The sequence below is a fragment of the Streptomyces hainanensis genome (assembly GCF_004348415.1).
In the GTDB taxonomy this organism is placed as follows: domain Bacteria; phylum Actinomycetota; class Actinomycetes; order Streptomycetales; family Streptomycetaceae; genus Streptomyces; species Streptomyces hainanensis.
Window position 1 is genome coordinate 1 of sequence record NZ_SMKI01000156.1, and the last position, 15,242, is coordinate 15,242.

Consider the following 15,242-nt stretch of genomic DNA (forward strand, 5'->3'; position numbering starts at 1 on the left):
AGCTCTCGGCCTCCGGCGCCGCGGTCGCCCGCGCCGTCGCCGACGAGTGGCAGTCGGCCGGCCTCCTCTCCCCCACCGAACACACCGCCGTCCTCACGGCGGCCGACGACGCCGACCTGACGCCGTAACCCCCGGCGCCGAACGGGTGCGGCGCCGGACCCCCGGCCCGCCGCCGCACCCCACGGGCCCCGGCCCGGCAGATCGCCGGGGCGCTGTTCGTCGCTACGCGGTCAGCTCCCCGTCGACGGCACCCGCGAGGAACGCCCGCCAGCCATCCGCCGACACCCAGAGTTCCGGGCCGGTGCCGTGGTGCTTGGTGTCCCGCGCCCCGACCGTGTCGCCGAGGGCCACCTCGACGCAAGCCCCCTCACCGTTGCTGTAGCTCGACGTGCTCCACCGCGCACCCGCGCCCTCAGTCTTCATAGCCCCTCGCCGCCTCAGCGATCAGTCGTTGCGATGCCTTCTCGTCCGCCGCGCTGTCCCAAATGCCCTGGAACGCAGCGGTGTACCGGTTCACTTCGGTGGCCTTGTCGAGATACAGCCCGCCTGTGAACCCGTCCTTGTACACCGTTGGTGGCTCGGCGTTCCCACGCGCGTCCTCCGGGAAGCGGAGAACAATGAACGGGCCGCTGATGACCCCCTGATGTGCTCCTGCCGCGAACGGTACGACACGGAGCAGCACGTTCGCCTGTTCGGAGACGTAGACGAGATGAGCCAACTGCTCGGCCATCACGGCGGTTCCCCCGACGGCCCGGTGCAGTACCCCCTCGTTCAGCACGGCGTGAAGAGTCGGCGCGCCGGCGGGCCGGTGGAGAATCCGCTGCCGATCCGCCCTCAACCGAACCCTCTGGTCGACCTGTTCCTCGGACAGGTCGGGGACGTGGATGCGAGTGATCTCCGCCGCGTAACGCTCGGTCTGAAGCAGCCCAGGCACCAACTCGTTCTCGTACCACGCCAGATCCGACGCGGCCTCCTCAAGCCCCACGAACAGGTCGAACCATTCCGGCAGCACATCGCCGTACGCGTGCCACCAGCCTCGGGACTTCGTCTCCTTGGCCAGGCCCATCAGCGCTTCCGTGAGTTCGGCCGGAGCGCCGTAGATCTCACACATGTTGCGCACGTCGAGACTGCGCATGGATACCTGCCCCGTCTCGATCCGCCACAGCTTCGGCTCGCTCCACTCCAGCGCCTTCGCCGACCCGCGCACCGTCATTCCGGCTCGGTTCCGCAGATCACGCAGATATCGCCCCAACTGGCGCCTCGGCACCGTTGATCCAGCTGTTCCCTCCGGCATTCGCCGTCTCCCGTCTTCGCCTTGTAGTGCCGAGGACCCATCAAACGTAGAGCGGGAACTCCTCTATTCGCAACGAAAGTCAACCAACTGAGGACAAGGGCACCGGATCTACTGAATGAAGTCTTGCATTGCCTGAGCGCACGCAGCCACGCTTGATCCACCGGTTGCCGTGCGTATCGCCCCGATCACGGACGGAGCCGTGGTCCAGCCCGTGGCGGAAGGCCATCGGGCCCCCTGGGAGGCGGCATGACGAACCCCGGTTGTCCCCACCCTGGCGAGCTGTCCACCGAGGGCGACGGCCGGCACTGCCAGAAGTGCGGCGCGCTGATCTACGCCGCAGGCGCAGCCGCAGCCATCGCCCAACTGCCCCTGCCCGCCCGGACGCTCGTACGCGACGTGGTCGAGGCGTGTGCCGAGTTGGCGGAGGGCTCCGCCTCCGGCGGCGCGGCCGGTCCGCTCGACGTGCGCCTCGTCATCGCCCGTTCCTGGCGCGAGTTGGACGCCGAACAGCACCCGGTCGAGGACCACGCACCGCTCCTGGCCCTGGTCCTGGAACGGGCCGCCCGTCATCTGCGGGCCGCCACCGAGCCCGAGAGATGAGGCCGACAACCATGCGCCGACACCGCGAAGAACTGTTCAACCGCCACCCGACGGCGGTGCGGAGGGCCCGCGACTTCGCCGCCGCGACCCTGTGCCTATGGCAGGTCGCCGACCGCGCCGACGACGTCCGGCTGTGCGTCTCCGAACTCGCCACCAACGCCCTGCGCGCGGCGCCTGCCGGCCGCGGCTTCCTGGTGCGTCTCGACCTGGCGGACCACCGACTGCGGGTCGAGGTCCACGACAGTGGCGACGGCCAGCCGCGCCTCCACAACCCCACCGATACGGACGACGGCGGCCGCGGCCTATTCCTCGTCTCGCAACTCGCCGACGACTGGGGCGTCACCGCCAGAAACGGGCCCGGCAAGCTCGTGTGGACCGAGTTCAAACGCGTTTTCTGAGCCCGGATCCACCGGTTGATGGCTGCGAAGCCGAAGAAACGGCAGGTCACCGCGCGTCTCATCGTGCGCCGCGTCACGCCTCGCTTCGCGTAGGGAGATTTCGTTCGCTCCAGTGCGACAACGGCTGAAGGGCGGAGATCAGCTCTTCGGCGTCAGGAGTGAGGGCGTACGTGATCTGGACCGGCGTGCTGGGGACGACCGTACGTTCCATGAGCCCACGGCTCTGCAGCTGCTTGAGTCGCAGTGTCAGCTGCGGATCCGAGATGCCCGGGACCAGAGCGCGGTACTCCTTGAACCGGCGGGCGCCGCGGGCTCCGGCGAGCAGGATCGGTCCGGTCCAGCGGACCCCGAGGATGTCGAGCGCGCGCAGGATGCGGTGGCAGCTCTCCTCGTCGACAGGAGAGTCAGACGGTCTGGTCACTTCTCCAAAGTAAGTAACTTCGGTGCCCTTTGTCGATGCGGACCGCCGGGTTGGATGCTTTTCCAGGCCGACGAGAGGGAGGGCGCCATGACCGCACGAACCGCGCCGACGGACCGACGGGTGGACCGGGTTGTCGCCAAGGTGGACATCGGTCCGACCCCCATGTCCGACCGCAGTGCGCTGATCATTCCGCCGGGCGACGACTCCTGGACCGACCCGTTCCTGCTCATGGGAGAGGAACGGGTCAATCAGCCAGGGTTCGAGTGGCATCCGCACCGCGGGATGGAGACCGTGACCCTCGTTCTGGACGGAGCCCTGGAGCACGGCGACAGTATGGGCAACACCGGTGTCCTGGGGTCCGGAGACGTGCAGTGGATGACGGCCGGACGGGGCGTCATCCACCGCGAGGTCGCTGCGCGCGCGGAGCACGCGCATGTGATCCAGATGTGGCTCAACCTTCCGTCGCGTCAGAAGTCGGTACCCACCGGCTACCAGGACCTGCGGGCCGGTGGCCACGCCGTGCATACCGAGCCGGGTGTCCTGGTCCAGGTGATCTCGGGCGAGGCCGGGGCAGTGCGCGGGCCGGCAGTCAATCACTGGCCGATTCTGGGCATGGTGATCACGCTCGACCCGAGAGCCGAGTACCGGCAGGTACTCGACGGGAGCGAACGCTCTTTCGCGTACGTGATCGCGGGCTGCCTGACGGTCGCCGGGCGAACCGTACGTGCGGGACAGATCGCCTGGTCCGATCCCGTGTCCCGGCAGGGCGACCCGACCACGCTGGCCCTGTCCGCCCGCGACGCCGACGAACAGACAAAGGTGATGTTGTTCTCCGGCCGGCCCATCGGGGAGACCGTCGTCGCCCACGGCCCGTTCGTGATGAACAGCCAGGCCGAGATCGTCCAGGCCTACCGCGACTTCCATTCCGGCAAGTTCGGCAGCGTCCCCAGGCACACGCGCTTGCCCGCCGGGGGTTGATCGACCACGCCCACCGAGGATCAGCCGCCCGGATCTCGCGACACCGCACCGGGCGACCGCCCCATCCACAAGCAGATCGAACAAGGAGCAACCGTGATGACGACAGTACTGGTGGCGGGCGCGACCGGTAGCCTCGGCAGCCTGATCGTGAAGAACCTTCTGGAGCGCGGCGCGGACGTACGCGCGCTGGTCCGTAAGTCCTCAACGGACAAGCTGGCGGCACACCCGAATCTGACACTGTGCGTCGGCGACCTGGCAGACGGTTCCGACGCGCTGCGGCGGCACGTCGACGGTGCGGAGGTCGTGGTGTCCGCAGTCCAAGGTGGGCCGGAGGTGATCATCGACGGACAGCGGGAGCTGCTGCGCGCCGCGGAGCGGGCCGGCGTACACCGTATGATTCCGTCCGACTTCTCGATCAACCTCTTCGGGTACGGCTACGGCATCAACGTGCTGTCCGACCTGCGCCGAGTGTTCGCGGACGCGTTCGCGACCTCGACGGTCGCGCGCACATCGGTGGCGATCGGCGCGTTCCCGGAATATTTTCTTGGCCCGATCCACGAGGTGCTCGACCCGGTCGCGGGCACGTTCTCGGTATGGGGCGACGGCATGCGCCCGATCGACATCACCACGATCGCGGACACCGCCGCGTTCACGGCCGCGATCGCGCTCGACCCGAAGACCGCGGGCCGCGAGGTGCACGTGGTCGGCCAACAGCTGACCATGCTGGACCTGCGGAACGAGATCGAGGCGGCGTCCGGGCGGCGGTGGGAACTGGTGCGCAGGGGTACCCTCGACGATCTGCGCGCGGAAATCGCGCGTCGACAGTTCACGGCATCCAGCGTGGTCGAGTACGTAGCGCTGCAAGCCCAGGTTGCGATGTTCGACGGAACGGCCTCGTTGCGGGACGTGCGCAACGCGGACTACCCGGACGTGATACCGACCTCGGTGGCTGCGTATCTGGCGGGCCGGGGCGCGGCGCACTTCGCGGTGTCCCAGGCGGCTCGGCGCCGAGGCGAGTGGCCGACCGCTGTCTGAGATCCACCGCCGTGGCCCAAACAAGGCACCGGAAACGGATACAGCAAGGTCAAGGGCGTGAACGCGTTGCTCGGCATCGTCTCCACAGGGTGCTGTGCGGGATCCTGTTCGTGCTGTAGCCGTCGCCAGCAGGTCATCCCCGAACCGAAGCCCAGCTCCTGGGGCAGAAACTCCCGGCGGATCCCGCTGATCCAGGCCATCCAGCCGATGCGCGGTAGGCGCGGCCAGCCACCGCGCCGCCCCGAGCAGCTGTACGCCGACCGTGGCCATGACCACGAGGTCTACCGGGACAAGGTCCGCCGGTTCCAGATCACCCCGCACCTCGCCCGGCACGGCTCCGGCCTGGGCATGAACCCCTGGGTCGTGGAAGGAGCGATCGCGCTGCCGCACTGGTTCCGCCGCCTCGCCCCCGGGGGATGGCGCGTCCCGCTCCCTGGCGACCTCGTGCACGACATCTACCTCTGACCAAGTCCCACCACCTCGGCGTCCCACGGGCCGGGCGACCGCGATCCAGCCGATATCGGCTCGGGACCTCACGGCGCCCTGCCGCTCCTAGACTCCGGGCATGCGGTGGGGAAGAGCGTTAGCCGTCCTCTGTCTGGCACTCCTGTCAAGCGCGTGCACACCCCCGTACAACATGCTCTACATCCAGGGCGACGCCGCCGATCCGGTCGTCGGCCAGCGCGTCTGCTCGGAGGACGACGGCATCGTCGAGTTGAGCCTCCATCTGGTGGGCGAGAACATCGAGTTCGAGAAGCGGTTCCTGCTGTGGCGCGTCGAGGCCGGCCACGGCCAGCCGTCGCGCGAGATACGCCTCGGCGTCACGCCCGACGGCTACACGACGCCGCACCCCCTGACCGTCCCCCTGGACGCCACGACCACCTACGAACTGCGTGCCGACTTCGCCTGGGGCGGCTACGGCTACCTGACGTTCCGGCCGGAGCAACTGGCGGCCGGGAACGTCGTCTTCGGCAGCGAGCAGACGGAGTCACGGCAGGAGTACGACGATCGCGACGGCCAGGACTTCGGCTGCTGCGTGGACGACTGACCCCACGCCGTGCCCCGTTCAGCCGCGGTGGGCCGTCAGGTCGTCGAGGAACGCGTTGCCGAAGACGCCGTGCGGGTCGAGCCGGCGCAGCGTCTCGGTGCCCTCCGCCCACTGCCCCGCACCGTACGAGCCCGGCACCACGGTCCCGACGACCTCCCGGTCCGCCCACGCGGCGGTCTCGGTGTAGGCCCAGCCCTTCGACCACTCGACGCGGGTCAGCGCGTGGCCGCCGTCGAACGTCGCGAGGCAGAACCGCTCCAACTCCCGGTAGAACTCCGCCGCGCCCGGCGTGCCGGGCAGCGTCAGCACGTCCACCCACACCGCGCAGTCGAACTCCGGGTGGTCCGGGTGCGGACGCACCACCGAGAGCAGCGGCGGCCGCGCCCCCGGGGCGGCCACGTCGGTCGGCTGGTCGAGGCCGCCGACCCGGATCTCGACCTGCCCGTTCACCGGGAACCGCCCGGCCGCCGCCCACGCCTCCAGCCGCTCGCGGTAGAAGCCGGCGAACTCCGCGATCACCCGCTGCACGTCGGCCCGCCGGGTGAGGATGGCGTACCCGTTGGCCGTCTCCCGCAGCGTCGTCGGCCGCAGGTAGAACATCAGGTGGTGGGAGGCGCCCCACAGGTCGCCGGCGAGCGTCGCCGTGAGGCCGGTCGCCGCGACGGTGTACTGCAACGCGCCGAGCGTCGGCGCGAGATACCAGGCGCCCTCGGCCAGCAGCCGCCCGGCGAGCCGCGACACGGGGGTGGGCACCAGGTCCGAGAACGGGTAGTTGTAGGGGCCGAGCACCGGACGCGAGGTGGCGGGACGCTCCGGGCTGAGGCTCCACACCTTCAGCCAGGGCCGGTCGGTGAACGCGAACCAGATCGTCTCCACCCGCCCGCCGGCCGCCACGAAGTCCGCGAACGTCCGCCCGCCGGCCGCCTCCGGGCTGCCCGGCGCGGCGAACAACTCGTCGGCCGGGACGTCGACCCGGCTGACGCACCGCATCGCGCTCTCCTCGCCGGCCTGGAGCACCACCTCGACCACGAAGCTCCGCCCCAGGTGGGCGGCGAGCGCGTCGCACTCGGGATCGGTGCCGCGCTCGAAGGTGCGCAGCGCGTACGCCCCGCTCGCCTCGTCCCACACCACGGCGGTCACGGCCAACACGAGGTTGCTGAGCGAGCCGTAGGTGTGGCCGGGCCTGGGCGCCTCGCCGTCCGCCGGGACGCTGGTGCCGTGCGCGTCGATGGCGAGCGTGCCGCCGAGCGTCAGCTCGCCGGGCGCCGGGGTGTTGGTCACGCCGAGACCGTGCTCGGCGAGGAACCCCATCAGCGTCTCCAGCGTCACCCCCGTCTGCGCCCTGACCGCCCCCGGCGCGCCGGCCGGCGGGGTCACCAGCTCCGTCGCCGTCAGGTGTGCCGTCGTGTCGACGAGCAACACCGGGGCGTCCGGGGCCGTGCCGGGCGTGATGGTCAGCGGCGACCAGGTGTGCGCCTTGCCGCGCGGCCGCAGCCGCCAGCCCTCGGCGTGCGCCCAGTTGGCGAGGTCGACGACCTCGGCGGCGGTGCGCGGCGCGCAGGTCCACAGCCCGGGGTGGGCGATCTCGCCCGCCCAGTTGACGTACGGCGACCGGTGCGCGGTCAGGCCGGCCGGCAGCTCGGGCGCGGCACCGTCCGCGACGGCCCGCCCGCCGGCCAGCCCCACCGCCCCGGCAGCGGCGGCGGCGCGCAACACCCCGCGCCGCGAGGGTAATCCTGGTGTGGTCGACATGCCACAGAATGTAGGCCGCCCGACGGCTCACCGGAACACCGCCGCCCGCCGCACCCCGACTGGCCGGCCGGCGCCGGAACTTGGCGGAGATGTGGACTGTTTCGCCGACGTTTCCTCGACTACGGTCCCGACATTGGGAGCGCTCCCGTACCGGAAAACCCGCTGAACCCCCCACACCCTTCCGGAAGACGGAGACCGCGCAATGTACGCAGACACCCCCACACGCCGCCGAACGCCGCGGGTGGTCTCGACGGTGCTGGCCGGCATCGTCGCCCTGCTCACGCTGTTCATCGGCCCCTGGACCGAGTCGGCCAGCGCCCACGGCTCGATCGTGGACCCCGCGTCCCGCAGCTACGGCTGTTGGGAGCGCTGGGGCAACGACCACCTGAATCCGGACATGGCGACGGAAGACCCCATGTGCTGGCAGGCGTTCCAGGCCAACCCGAACACCATGTGGAACTGGATGAGCCTGTTCCGGGAGAACCTGGCCGGGAACTGGCAGCCCGCCATCCCCGACGGGAAGCTGTGCAGCGCCAACGACGCCCAGGGCGGCCTCGCCACCTCGCTCGACCGGCCGGGCGCCTGGACCACGACGGACGTCGACAACAACTTCAGCGTCCACCTGTACGACACGGCCAGCCACGGCGCCGACTTCTTCGAGGTGTACGTCACCCGGCAGGGCTTCGACCCCACCACGGACGCCCTGGGCTGGGGTGACCTCGAACAGGTGGCGACGACCGGCAGCTACCCGCCGGCCCAGGACATCACCTTCAACGTCAGCGCGCCCGGCCGCAGCGGCCACCACATCGTCTACACGATCTGGCAGGCATCGCACCTGGACCAGACCTACTTCATCTGCAGCGACGTGAACTTCACCTGAGCCGCCCGACCGACCCGCGTCCGCCCACCGGTCCCTCAGGGGCCGGTGGGCGGCGCCCGGTCCGGCCCCGACCGGTCCACCCCGCCCCTCAGGCGGCGACGGCGGCCAGCGCGCCGTAGCCGACGCCCGCGACGAGCAGCGTGGACAGGGCGCCCAGGACGAGACCGCGCCGCCCCGCGCGCAGCAGCGCGCCGAGCCTGACGCCGGTGCCGAGACCGAAGAGGGCGGCGGCGAAGAGCAGCGTGGTGAGGACCTCGGCGCCGGACAGCGCGGCCGACGGGACGAGGCCGCCGCTGCGCGCCAGCATCATCAGCAGGAAACCGACGACGAACAGCGGAACGATCGCCGGTCGCCTCCCCGTCGGGGCCCCGCCCTGTCGGCGCCGCGCGATGCTGACGCCGGCGACCATCGGGGCCAGCAGCACGACCCTGGTCAGCTTGATGACGACGGCGACGGCGACCGCCCCGGCGCCCGCCGGCGACGCGGCCGCGACGACCTGGGCGACCTCGTGGACGGAGAGTCCCGCCCAGGCGCCGAGGTGCTCGGGGCCCATGCCGAGCGCCTGGCCGGCGAACGGTACGAGGGCGATCGCGGCGCTTCCGTAGAGCGTCACGAGGGTGACGGCGGTCGCCACGTCCTCCCTGTCGCTCTCCGTGACGCTGTCCATCGCCGCGATCGCCGACGCGCCGCAGACGGAGAACCCGGTCGCCACCATCAGCGCCAACCCCCGCGACACCCCGATCAGCCGGCCGAGCAGGAGGGTGCCGAAGAAGGCCACGAGCACGGTGACCACGACCGCCAGCACCCGGCCCGCGCCGAGCCCGAAGACCTCGCCGAGCCCGAGCTGGAGGCCGAGGAGGACGACGCCGAGCCGCAGGAACCTCCGCGTCGCCCAGTCCAGCCCCTCCCTGGCCCTCGCCGGCAGGCGACCGCCCACGGCGACCCCGAGCACCACCGCGACGGTGAGGGCGCTCACCGCGGGCAGCAGCCCGTTGAGGCAGAACGCGGCGGCCGTGCCGGCGGCCACCGCGAGCAGCCCGGGGGCCAGGGAACGAGCCGGCCCGGCGACGTCCGGGAGGCGCCCGACGAGGTGTCCTGCTGTGGTCATGACCTGATCGTCATCCCGCGGCGCGGAACGCGGTACCGGTCAACTCGGGGGGATGTCATTCCCCGACGGCATGACCGACGGCCCTACCCTGAGGACATGAGCCAGCTGCCGGACCTGGAATCGCTGCGCCTGCTGGTCCTCGTCGGAGACGTGGGGAGTCTGAGCGGGGCGGCGGCGCGGCTCGGTCTCACGCAGCCGTCGGCCAGCAAGCGGCTGTCCACCCTGGAGCGCCGGCTCGGGCTGGTGCTGGTGGAGCGGTCGCGGCGCGGATCGCGGCTCACCGACGCGGGTCGGGCCGTGGCGGGTTGGGCCCAGCTGGTGCTCCAGGACCTGGACGCCCTGCTCACCGGCGCGGAGGCGCTGCGTACCAGGCGGGACGCCGAGCTGCGGGTCGCGGCGAGCATGACGGTGGCCGAGTACCTGGTGCCGGGGTGGCTCGGCGAACTGCGCCGGATGCGGCCGGAGCTGTATGTGGGGCTCCAGGTGACCAACAGCGAGCACGTCCCCGAGCTGCTGCGCGGCGGCGCGGTGGATCTCGGGTTCATCGAGTCGCCGCGCGCCCCCGCCGGGCTGGCCGCCCGGCGGGTCGCCCACGACCGCCTGCTGGTGGTCGTCGCGCCGGACCATCCCTGGGCGCGCCGCCGCCGGCCGCTGAGCGCCGCCGAACTCGCCGCCGCGCCACTGGTGCTTCGGGAGCGCGGCTCCGGCACCCGCGAGACCCTCGACCAGGCGCTGCGCCGCGCGGGGGCGGCCGAGCCCCGGCCGCTGCTGGAGCTGGGATCCGCGACGGCCGTGCGCAACGCCGTGATCGCCGGGACCGGCCCGGCCGTGATCAGCGAACTCGCCGTCCGCACCGACCTCGCCGACCGCCGCCTGGTGGCGATCGAGGTCGAGGGCATCGAGCTGCGCCGCGTCCTGCGCGCCGTCTGGGCACCGGAACGCCCTCTCGCCGGCCCCGCCGCCGAACTCCTCGCCGTCACCCGACGCCACCGCCCCGACCTCGCGCCGGGCGCGGCCTCCGGCGCGGTGCCGGCGTAGCCCCGCCGGAGTGGTACCGCGGTACCACTCGGGCGCCGAAGATTCCCCCGCGGTCCCAGGGACGGGGCGGAACGGCCTCATAGCGTCGAAGACACCGGGTCGCGGCGGGTTCGCGACCGGTTCGCCAGGACGCAGGAGAGGCCGACATCCATGATCGAAGCGCGTGAGTTGACGAAGCGGTACGGGGACAGGACGGTGGTCGACCGCCTGAGCTTCTCCGTCAGGCCGGGAGAGGTCACCGGCTTCCTCGGTCCGAACGGCGCGGGCAAGTCGACGACGATGCGCATGATCATCGGCCTGGACGCGCCCACCGGCGGCTCGGTCACCGTGGCCGGGCGCTCCTACGCCCGGCACGCCGCGCCGTTGCACGAGGTCGGCAGCCTGCTGGAGGCGAAGTCCGTCCATCCGGGGCGCACGGCGGTCGCCCATCTGCTGGCGCTCGCGCACACCCACGGCATTCCGCGTCGCCGGGTGGACGAGGTCATCGACCTCGCCGGGCTCGGCAGCGTGGCCGGCAAGCGGGTGGGCGCGTTCTCCCTCGGCATGGGCCAGCGGCTCGGCATCGCCGCCGCGCTGCTCGGCGACCCGGCGATCGTCATGCTCGACGAGCCGGTCAACGGCCTCGACCCGGAGGGCGTGCTGTGGGTGCGCAACCTCCTGCGGGGGCTGGCCGACGAGGGCCGGGCGGTGATGCTCTCCTCGCACCTGATGAGCGAGACGGCGCTGATCGCCGACCACCTGGTGATCATCGGCCGCGGCCGACTGCTCGCCGACACCTCGGTCGACGAGTTCACCCGGCAGGCCAGCGGCGGCGGCGTGCGGGTCGTCACCCCGGACGCCATGCGGCTGCGGGCGCTGCTGGCGGCCCCCGAGGTCACGATCAGCTCCTCCTCGGCCGAGGAACTCCTGGTCTCCGGACGTGACGCCAGGGAGATCGGGATCGTCGCCGCGCAGCACGGGGTGCCGCTGTACGAGCTCACCCCGCAGGCCGTCTCACTGGAGGCGGCGTTCATGGAGCTCACCCGCGACGCCGTGGAGTACCAGAGCGCTCCCGCCGACGCCGACCGAAAGGCCGCCTGATGACCACCACCACCGCGCTCCGGCGCCCCTCGGCGGCGCCCGCGCCGACGCGCCAGAAGGTGACCGGCGTCCGGGTGCTGCGCTCCGAATGGGCCAAGTTCTGGTCGCTGCGCTCCAGTTGGATCACCCTGGGGGTCGGGGTGTTCCTGCTGGTCCTCTTCGGGGCGATCGCCAGCTACACCTACAGCCCGGACGCCGTCGCGCCCAGCGGGCCGCCCGGCCCCGGCGCCTCCGGCGGCGACAGCGACGCGGTGAGCCTCGCCCTGACCGGCGTGACCTTCGCGTCCCTGGCCGTCGGCGTGCTCGGGGTGCTGCTGTCCGCCGGCGAGTACAGCACCGGCATGATCCGCTCCACCCTGGCCGCCGTGCCGCGCCGGCTGCCGGTCCTGTGGTCCAAGGCCGCCGTGATCGGGCCCGTCGCCCTGCTCCTCTCCACCGTCGGCGCGCTGGCCGCCTTCCTGCTCGGCGCTCCCGGCCTGGACGGCGAGGCGATCTCGCTCTCGGCGGGTGACGACGGCGTGCTGCGCAGCCTGGTCGGCGCCGGCGTCTACCTCGGTCTCGTGGCGGTGTTCGGCGTGGCCCTCGGCGCGCTGCTGCGCTCCTCCGCCGGCGCGATCGCGGCCCTGGTCGGCGTCCTGCTGGTCCTGCCGGGACTGGCGTCGCTGCTGCCCGACGCCTGGTACGACACGGTCAGCCCCTACTTCCCCGGCAACGCGGGGTCGGCCGCCTACGCGCTGCACGAGTCGGCCGACGCCCTCTCGCCGGGGGCGGGCCTGGCGGTCTTCGCCGGCTGGGTGGCGCTGACGCTGGCCGGCGCGGCCCTGCGGCTGGTCCGAACCGACGCCTGAGCGGCGGCGAGGTGACAGAGGTGACAATGGGGTCCATGAGTCCGGAACGGGCGCCGACCGCCGAGGACGACGCCGTCCGGGCACACCCGCTCCTCGGTCACCTGGTCCGCGCGCGGCGGCGTGGGCAGGCTCTCGACCGGCGGCATCCCCGGCTGCTCGACACCGCCGTGGTGCTGTTGGTCGCCGCCGTCGCCCTGCCCGACCTGCTCTCCGACGGCACGCACGGCCCCTTCGGCGAGGCGGGCGACCGCCGGGAGCTGCCGTTCGCGCTGCTGGTGGTCCTCGCCGTCGCGCTCGTCGTGCCGCTGTGGTGGCGCCGCAGGGCGCCGACCGTCACTTTTCTCGTGATCGCGCTGGTGTCCCTCGTCCAGTTCTCGCTCGGCGTGTGGCTGCAGGCCGGCATCAGCACCCTCGTCGCGCTGTTCACCCTGGCCAGGCAGGGCTCGCTGCGGGTGCTCGGCTGGGCCGTCGCGCTGACGGTCGCCCAGGTGACCCTGGCCGCCTGCGTGCTGGTGCGGGTCGAGCATCCGCTGCTCGGCCTCTTCTTCCTGTTGGGCACGGTGACGGCGGCCGTCGCCGTCGGCCTGACGCTCCGCATCCGCCGGATGTACCTGGCGGCGCTCGAGGACCGGGCCGCGCGGCTGGAGATCGAGCGCGACCAACGCGTCCGCCTCACCGCCGCCGCCGAGCGGTCCCGGGTCGCCCGCGAGATGCACGACATCGTCGGCCACAACCTGTCGGTGATGGTCGGCCTCGCCGACGGCGCCGCGACCCTCGCCGCCCACCGGAACGAGCGGTCGGCCGAGGCCCTGCGCCTCCTCGGCGACACCGGCCGGCAGGCCATGGGCGAGCTGCGCCTGGTGCTCGGCGTGCTGCGGGAGGGCCAGGAGCACGAGCGGGCCCTCAGCCCCCAGCCCGGGATCCGTGACCTCGACCCGCTGCTGACCCGGGTCAGGGCGGCGGGGCTGAGCGTCACCTACCGCACCGTGGGCGACCTCGACTCCCTGGGCGGCGGCCTCCAACTCACCGTGTACCGGATCGTCCAGGAGGCGCTGACCAACACCCTCAAGCACGCCGGCACCGGCTCCACCGCCCGGGTCACCGTGGCGCACGGCGCCGACGGCGTCCGCATCCGGGTCGCCGACACCGGCCCCCCACCCGACGCCCCCCGGCGACCGGGGCCGGGGCCGGGGCCGCGACCTGGGCCGGGGTCCGCGGCCGAGGGACCGGGACACGGGCTGGTCGGCATCCGGCAACGAGCCGCCATGTACGGCGGCACCGTCACCATCGGCCACCGCGACACCGGGCACGGCTGGGTGGTGGACGTCGTCCTCGCCCCGGCCGCCGCGCCCACGCCGCCGGCACCAGGAGAGCACCTGCCATGACCACCGTGCTGATCGCCGACGACCAGCCCCTGCAGCGCCTCGGCTTCCGCATGCTCCTGGAGGGCACCCCGGGGCTGTCCCCGGTGGGCGAGGCCGAGCACGGCGCCGAGGCCGTCCGCCTCACCGCCGAGCTGAGACCCGACGTCGTCCTGATGGACGTCCGCATGCCCGGCATGGACGGCCTGGAGGCGACCCGCCGGATCGTCGCCGCCGGCGGCCGCACCCGGGTGCTCATCGTGACCACCTTCGACCTGGACGAGTACGCGTACGAGGGTCTGCGGGCCGGCGCCAGCGGCTTCCTGCTCAAGGACGCCCGCCCCGAGGAGGTGGTGGCCGGCATCCGGGCCGTCGCCACCGGCGACGCGGTCGTGGCCCCGAGCCTGACGCGGCGGCTGCTCGACGCCTACGCCCACCAGGTGCTCGCGCCGCCCGGCACCGCCGCGACCGAGGATCCCCGGCTGCGGGCGCTCAGCGAGCGGGAGCGCGAGGTGCTGGTGGCCATCGGCCAGGGCTGGACGAACGCGGAGATCGCCGAGCGGCTGGTCCTCACCGAGTCGACGGTGAAGAAGCACGTCGGCCGGGTCCTCGCCAAGATCGGCGCGCGCGACCGCGTCCAGGCCGTGATCACCGCCTACGACGCCGGCCTGGTCAGGGCCAGGCCGTAGCCCCGGACGCCGGCCCGGCCCCGCCCCCGAGATAAAGAACGTTTGCGTTTCTCCCGTCTCGCCGGCTACTTTGGTACGGAACCGTTTCGTACCGAACAAGGAGCCGCGCGATGTCCGCCGAATCGTCGTCGACCCCGGTCCGCCGCCCGCGGATGACTCCCGAGCGGGAGCTCGAACTCCTCACCACGGCCGTCGAGGTGCTTCGGGAGGTCGGCTACGAGGCGCTGACGATGGACGCCGTGGCGGTGCGGGCCCGGTGCAGCAAGGCGACGCTCTACCGCCTGTGGCCCGGCAAGCCGCAGCTGGTGGCCGCCGCCCTGTACGCCACCCGCCCGGTGGACGCGAGCGTGATCGACACCGGCACGCTCCGCGGCGACCTGCTGGCCTTCGTCGGCATGTTCGCGGCCCAGGCCGAGAAGGACACCGCGCTCGTCGCCGGCCTCGCCCACGTCGTGCTCACCGATCCCGACCTGGCCAGGGCGCTCCGGGAGACCCTGATCGAGCCGGAGCACGAACACGTCATGTCCTTCGTCGGTCGCGCCGTCGAGCGCGGCGAGCTGCCCGGCCGGCCGGCCGCGACGGCGTTCATGCCGCAGATGCTCTTCGCCGCGCTGCTCTCCCGCCCGCTGTTCGAGGACAGCTACGCGGACACCGACTACCTCGCGCGTTTCATCGACGACGCGCTGCTGCCCGCCCTGCGGAACAGCTGACC

The 15,242-nt window shown here is 72.4% G+C and carries 18 protein-coding genes and 1 pseudogene; 13 read left to right on the forward strand and 6 right to left on the reverse strand.

From position 1 onward, the window contains the following. Positions 1-222: 222 nt before the first annotated feature. Positions 223-423 carry a DUF397 domain-containing protein gene (locus tag E1283_RS16285; protein ID WP_132818767.1) on the reverse strand — a complete coding sequence of 67 codons (201 nt, stop codon included), beginning with the start codon at positions 421-423 and terminating at the stop codon, positions 223-225. Then, entirely contained in the window at positions 413-1,294 is an 882-nt protein-coding gene (locus E1283_RS16290) for a helix-turn-helix domain-containing protein (protein ID WP_132818768.1), read from the reverse strand. The genes E1283_RS16285 and E1283_RS16290 overlap by 11 nt, the downstream gene beginning before the upstream one ends. Positions 1,295-1,540: 246 nt before the next feature. On the opposite strand from E1283_RS16290, the gene E1283_RS16295 reads away from it, so the two are divergent. Then, positions 1,541-1,894 (forward strand): hypothetical protein, encoded by a 354-nt coding sequence (locus E1283_RS16295; RefSeq protein WP_132818769.1) that lies wholly within the window; start codon positions 1,541-1,543, stop codon positions 1,892-1,894. Positions 1,895-1,905: 11 nt separating this feature from the next. Further along, positions 1,906-2,292, forward strand: coding sequence for an ATP-binding protein (locus E1283_RS16300; protein WP_207930422.1), 387 nt, complete (start codon positions 1,906-1,908; stop codon positions 2,290-2,292). A 73-nt stretch (positions 2,293-2,365) separates the two neighbouring features. Here E1283_RS16300 and E1283_RS16305 read toward each other — a convergent pair whose 3' ends face one another. Beyond that, positions 2,366-2,713 carry a winged helix-turn-helix transcriptional regulator gene (locus tag E1283_RS16305; RefSeq protein WP_132818771.1) on the reverse strand — a complete coding sequence of 116 codons (348 nt, stop codon included), beginning with the start codon at positions 2,711-2,713 and terminating at the stop codon, positions 2,366-2,368. Between the two features lie 87 nt (positions 2,714-2,800). Here E1283_RS16305 and E1283_RS16310 point away from each other — a divergent pair, with 87 nt between their 5' ends. Together E1283_RS16310 and E1283_RS16315 are read left to right on the forward strand one after the other, a co-directional pair. After that, positions 2,801-3,691 carry a pirin family protein gene (locus tag E1283_RS16310; RefSeq protein ID WP_132818772.1) on the forward strand — a complete coding sequence of 297 codons (891 nt, stop codon included), beginning with the start codon at positions 2,801-2,803 and terminating at the stop codon, positions 3,689-3,691. Positions 3,692-3,787: 96 nt separating this feature from the next. Next, positions 3,788-4,726, forward strand: coding sequence for an NmrA family NAD(P)-binding protein (locus E1283_RS16315; protein ID WP_132818773.1), 939 nt, complete (start codon positions 3,788-3,790; stop codon positions 4,724-4,726). A gap of 101 nt (positions 4,727-4,827) precedes the next feature. On the opposite strand, the pseudogene E1283_RS39860 reads toward E1283_RS16315, so the two are convergent. After that, positions 4,828-4,914 (reverse strand): annotated as a pseudogene (locus tag E1283_RS39860) (IS5/IS1182 family transposase); the annotation flags it as partial. A gap of 19 nt (positions 4,915-4,933) precedes the next feature. Here E1283_RS39860 and E1283_RS39865 point away from each other — a divergent pair. Continuing rightward, the gene (locus tag E1283_RS39865) at positions 4,934-5,191 is read left to right on the forward strand and encodes a hypothetical protein (protein WP_132818774.1); all 258 of its coding nucleotides are present in this window, start codon (positions 4,934-4,936) and stop codon (positions 5,189-5,191) included. A 172-nt stretch (positions 5,192-5,363) separates the two neighbouring features. Continuing rightward, a complete protein-coding gene (locus E1283_RS16330; RefSeq protein WP_132818775.1) occupies positions 5,364-5,774 on the forward strand; it encodes a hypothetical protein in 411 nt (136 codons plus the stop codon). Positions 5,775-5,792: 18 nt separating this feature from the next. Here the strand turns inward: E1283_RS16330 and E1283_RS16335 are convergent, their stop codons facing one another. After that, positions 5,793-7,526 carry a cholesterol oxidase substrate-binding domain-containing protein gene (locus tag E1283_RS16335; protein ID WP_132818776.1) on the reverse strand — a complete coding sequence of 578 codons (1,734 nt, stop codon included), beginning with the start codon at positions 7,524-7,526 and terminating at the stop codon, positions 5,793-5,795. 202 nt (positions 7,527-7,728) lie between these two features. Here E1283_RS16335 and E1283_RS16340 point away from each other — a divergent pair, with 202 nt between their 5' ends. Further along, on the forward strand, positions 7,729-8,406 hold the full coding sequence (locus tag E1283_RS16340; protein ID WP_132818777.1) for a lytic polysaccharide monooxygenase auxiliary activity family 9 protein: 678 nt from the start codon (positions 7,729-7,731) through the stop codon (positions 8,404-8,406). Positions 8,407-8,494: 88 nt separating this feature from the next. On the opposite strand, the gene E1283_RS16345 is transcribed toward E1283_RS16340, so the two are convergent. Then, positions 8,495-9,514: a YeiH family protein gene (locus tag E1283_RS16345; protein WP_132818778.1), complete on the reverse strand. Its 1,020-nt coding sequence runs from the start codon at positions 9,512-9,514 to the stop codon at positions 8,495-8,497. A gap of 96 nt (positions 9,515-9,610) precedes the next feature. Here E1283_RS16345 and E1283_RS16350 point away from each other — a divergent pair, with 96 nt between their 5' ends. The 6 genes from E1283_RS16350 to E1283_RS16375 all read left to right on the forward strand — a co-directional run bounded on the left by E1283_RS16350 (position 9,611) and on the right by E1283_RS16375 (position 15,240). Beyond that, complete coding sequence (locus tag E1283_RS16350) at positions 9,611-10,552, forward strand: LysR family transcriptional regulator (protein ID WP_132818779.1); 942 nt, start codon at positions 9,611-9,613, stop codon at positions 10,550-10,552. A gap of 150 nt (positions 10,553-10,702) precedes the next feature. Beyond that, a complete protein-coding gene (locus E1283_RS16355) occupies positions 10,703-11,632 on the forward strand; it encodes an ATP-binding cassette domain-containing protein (RefSeq protein WP_132818780.1) in 930 nt (309 codons plus the stop codon). After that, positions 11,632-12,480, forward strand: a complete 849-nt coding sequence (locus E1283_RS16360; protein WP_132818781.1) for an ABC transporter permease — start codon at positions 11,632-11,634, stop codon at positions 12,478-12,480. The genes E1283_RS16355 and E1283_RS16360 overlap by 1 nt, the downstream gene beginning before the upstream one ends. 35 nt (positions 12,481-12,515) lie before the next feature. Further along, positions 12,516-13,865, forward strand: coding sequence for a sensor histidine kinase (locus E1283_RS16365; RefSeq protein ID WP_243744880.1), 1,350 nt, complete (start codon positions 12,516-12,518; stop codon positions 13,863-13,865). Continuing rightward, a complete protein-coding gene (locus E1283_RS16370) occupies positions 13,862-14,530 on the forward strand; it encodes a response regulator (RefSeq protein ID WP_132818783.1) in 669 nt (222 codons plus the stop codon). Before E1283_RS16365 ends, E1283_RS16370 begins: the two co-directional genes overlap by 4 nt. Positions 14,531-14,640: 110 nt before the next feature. Further along, entirely contained in the window at positions 14,641-15,240 is a 600-nt protein-coding gene (locus tag E1283_RS16375) for a TetR/AcrR family transcriptional regulator (RefSeq protein ID WP_132818784.1), read from the forward strand. The last annotated feature ends 2 nt before the right edge of the window (positions 15,241-15,242 follow it).

Excerpts from the sequence above, each read along its gene's own strand:
- E1283_RS16285 (WP_132818767.1), bottom strand. The coding sequence starts at position 423 with ATGAAGACTGAGGGCGCGGGTGCGCGGTGGAGCACGTCGAGCTACAGC.
- E1283_RS16290 (WP_132818768.1), bottom strand. The coding sequence starts at position 1,294 with ATGCCGGAGGGAACAGCTGGATCAACGGTGCCGAGGCGCCAGTTGGGG.
- E1283_RS16295 (WP_132818769.1), top strand. The coding sequence starts at position 1,541 with ATGACGAACCCCGGTTGTCCCCACCCTGGCGAGCTGTCCACCGAGGGC.
- E1283_RS16300 (WP_207930422.1), top strand. The coding sequence starts at position 1,906 with ATGCGCCGACACCGCGAAGAACTGTTCAACCGCCACCCGACGGCGGTG.
- E1283_RS16310 (WP_132818772.1), top strand. The coding sequence starts at position 2,801 with ATGACCGCACGAACCGCGCCGACGGACCGACGGGTGGACCGGGTTGTC.
- E1283_RS16315 (WP_132818773.1), top strand. The coding sequence starts at position 3,788 with ATGACGACAGTACTGGTGGCGGGCGCGACCGGTAGCCTCGGCAGCCTG.
- E1283_RS39865 (WP_132818774.1), top strand. The coding sequence starts at position 4,934 with ATGCGCGGTAGGCGCGGCCAGCCACCGCGCCGCCCCGAGCAGCTGTAC.
- E1283_RS16330 (WP_132818775.1), top strand. The coding sequence starts at position 5,364 with ATGCTCTACATCCAGGGCGACGCCGCCGATCCGGTCGTCGGCCAGCGC.
- E1283_RS16335 (WP_132818776.1), bottom strand. The coding sequence starts at position 7,526 with ATGTCGACCACACCAGGATTACCCTCGCGGCGCGGGGTGTTGCGCGCC.
- E1283_RS16340 (WP_132818777.1), top strand. The coding sequence starts at position 7,729 with ATGTACGCAGACACCCCCACACGCCGCCGAACGCCGCGGGTGGTCTCG.
- E1283_RS16345 (WP_132818778.1), bottom strand. The coding sequence starts at position 9,514 with ATGACCACAGCAGGACACCTCGTCGGGCGCCTCCCGGACGTCGCCGGG.
- E1283_RS16350 (WP_132818779.1), top strand. The coding sequence starts at position 9,611 with ATGAGCCAGCTGCCGGACCTGGAATCGCTGCGCCTGCTGGTCCTCGTC.
- E1283_RS16355 (WP_132818780.1), top strand. The coding sequence starts at position 10,703 with ATGATCGAAGCGCGTGAGTTGACGAAGCGGTACGGGGACAGGACGGTG.
- E1283_RS16360 (WP_132818781.1), top strand. The coding sequence starts at position 11,632 with ATGACCACCACCACCGCGCTCCGGCGCCCCTCGGCGGCGCCCGCGCCG.
- E1283_RS16365 (WP_243744880.1), top strand. The coding sequence starts at position 12,516 with ATGAGTCCGGAACGGGCGCCGACCGCCGAGGACGACGCCGTCCGGGCA.
- E1283_RS16370 (WP_132818783.1), top strand. The coding sequence starts at position 13,862 with ATGACCACCGTGCTGATCGCCGACGACCAGCCCCTGCAGCGCCTCGGC.
- E1283_RS16375 (WP_132818784.1), top strand. The coding sequence starts at position 14,641 with ATGTCCGCCGAATCGTCGTCGACCCCGGTCCGCCGCCCGCGGATGACT.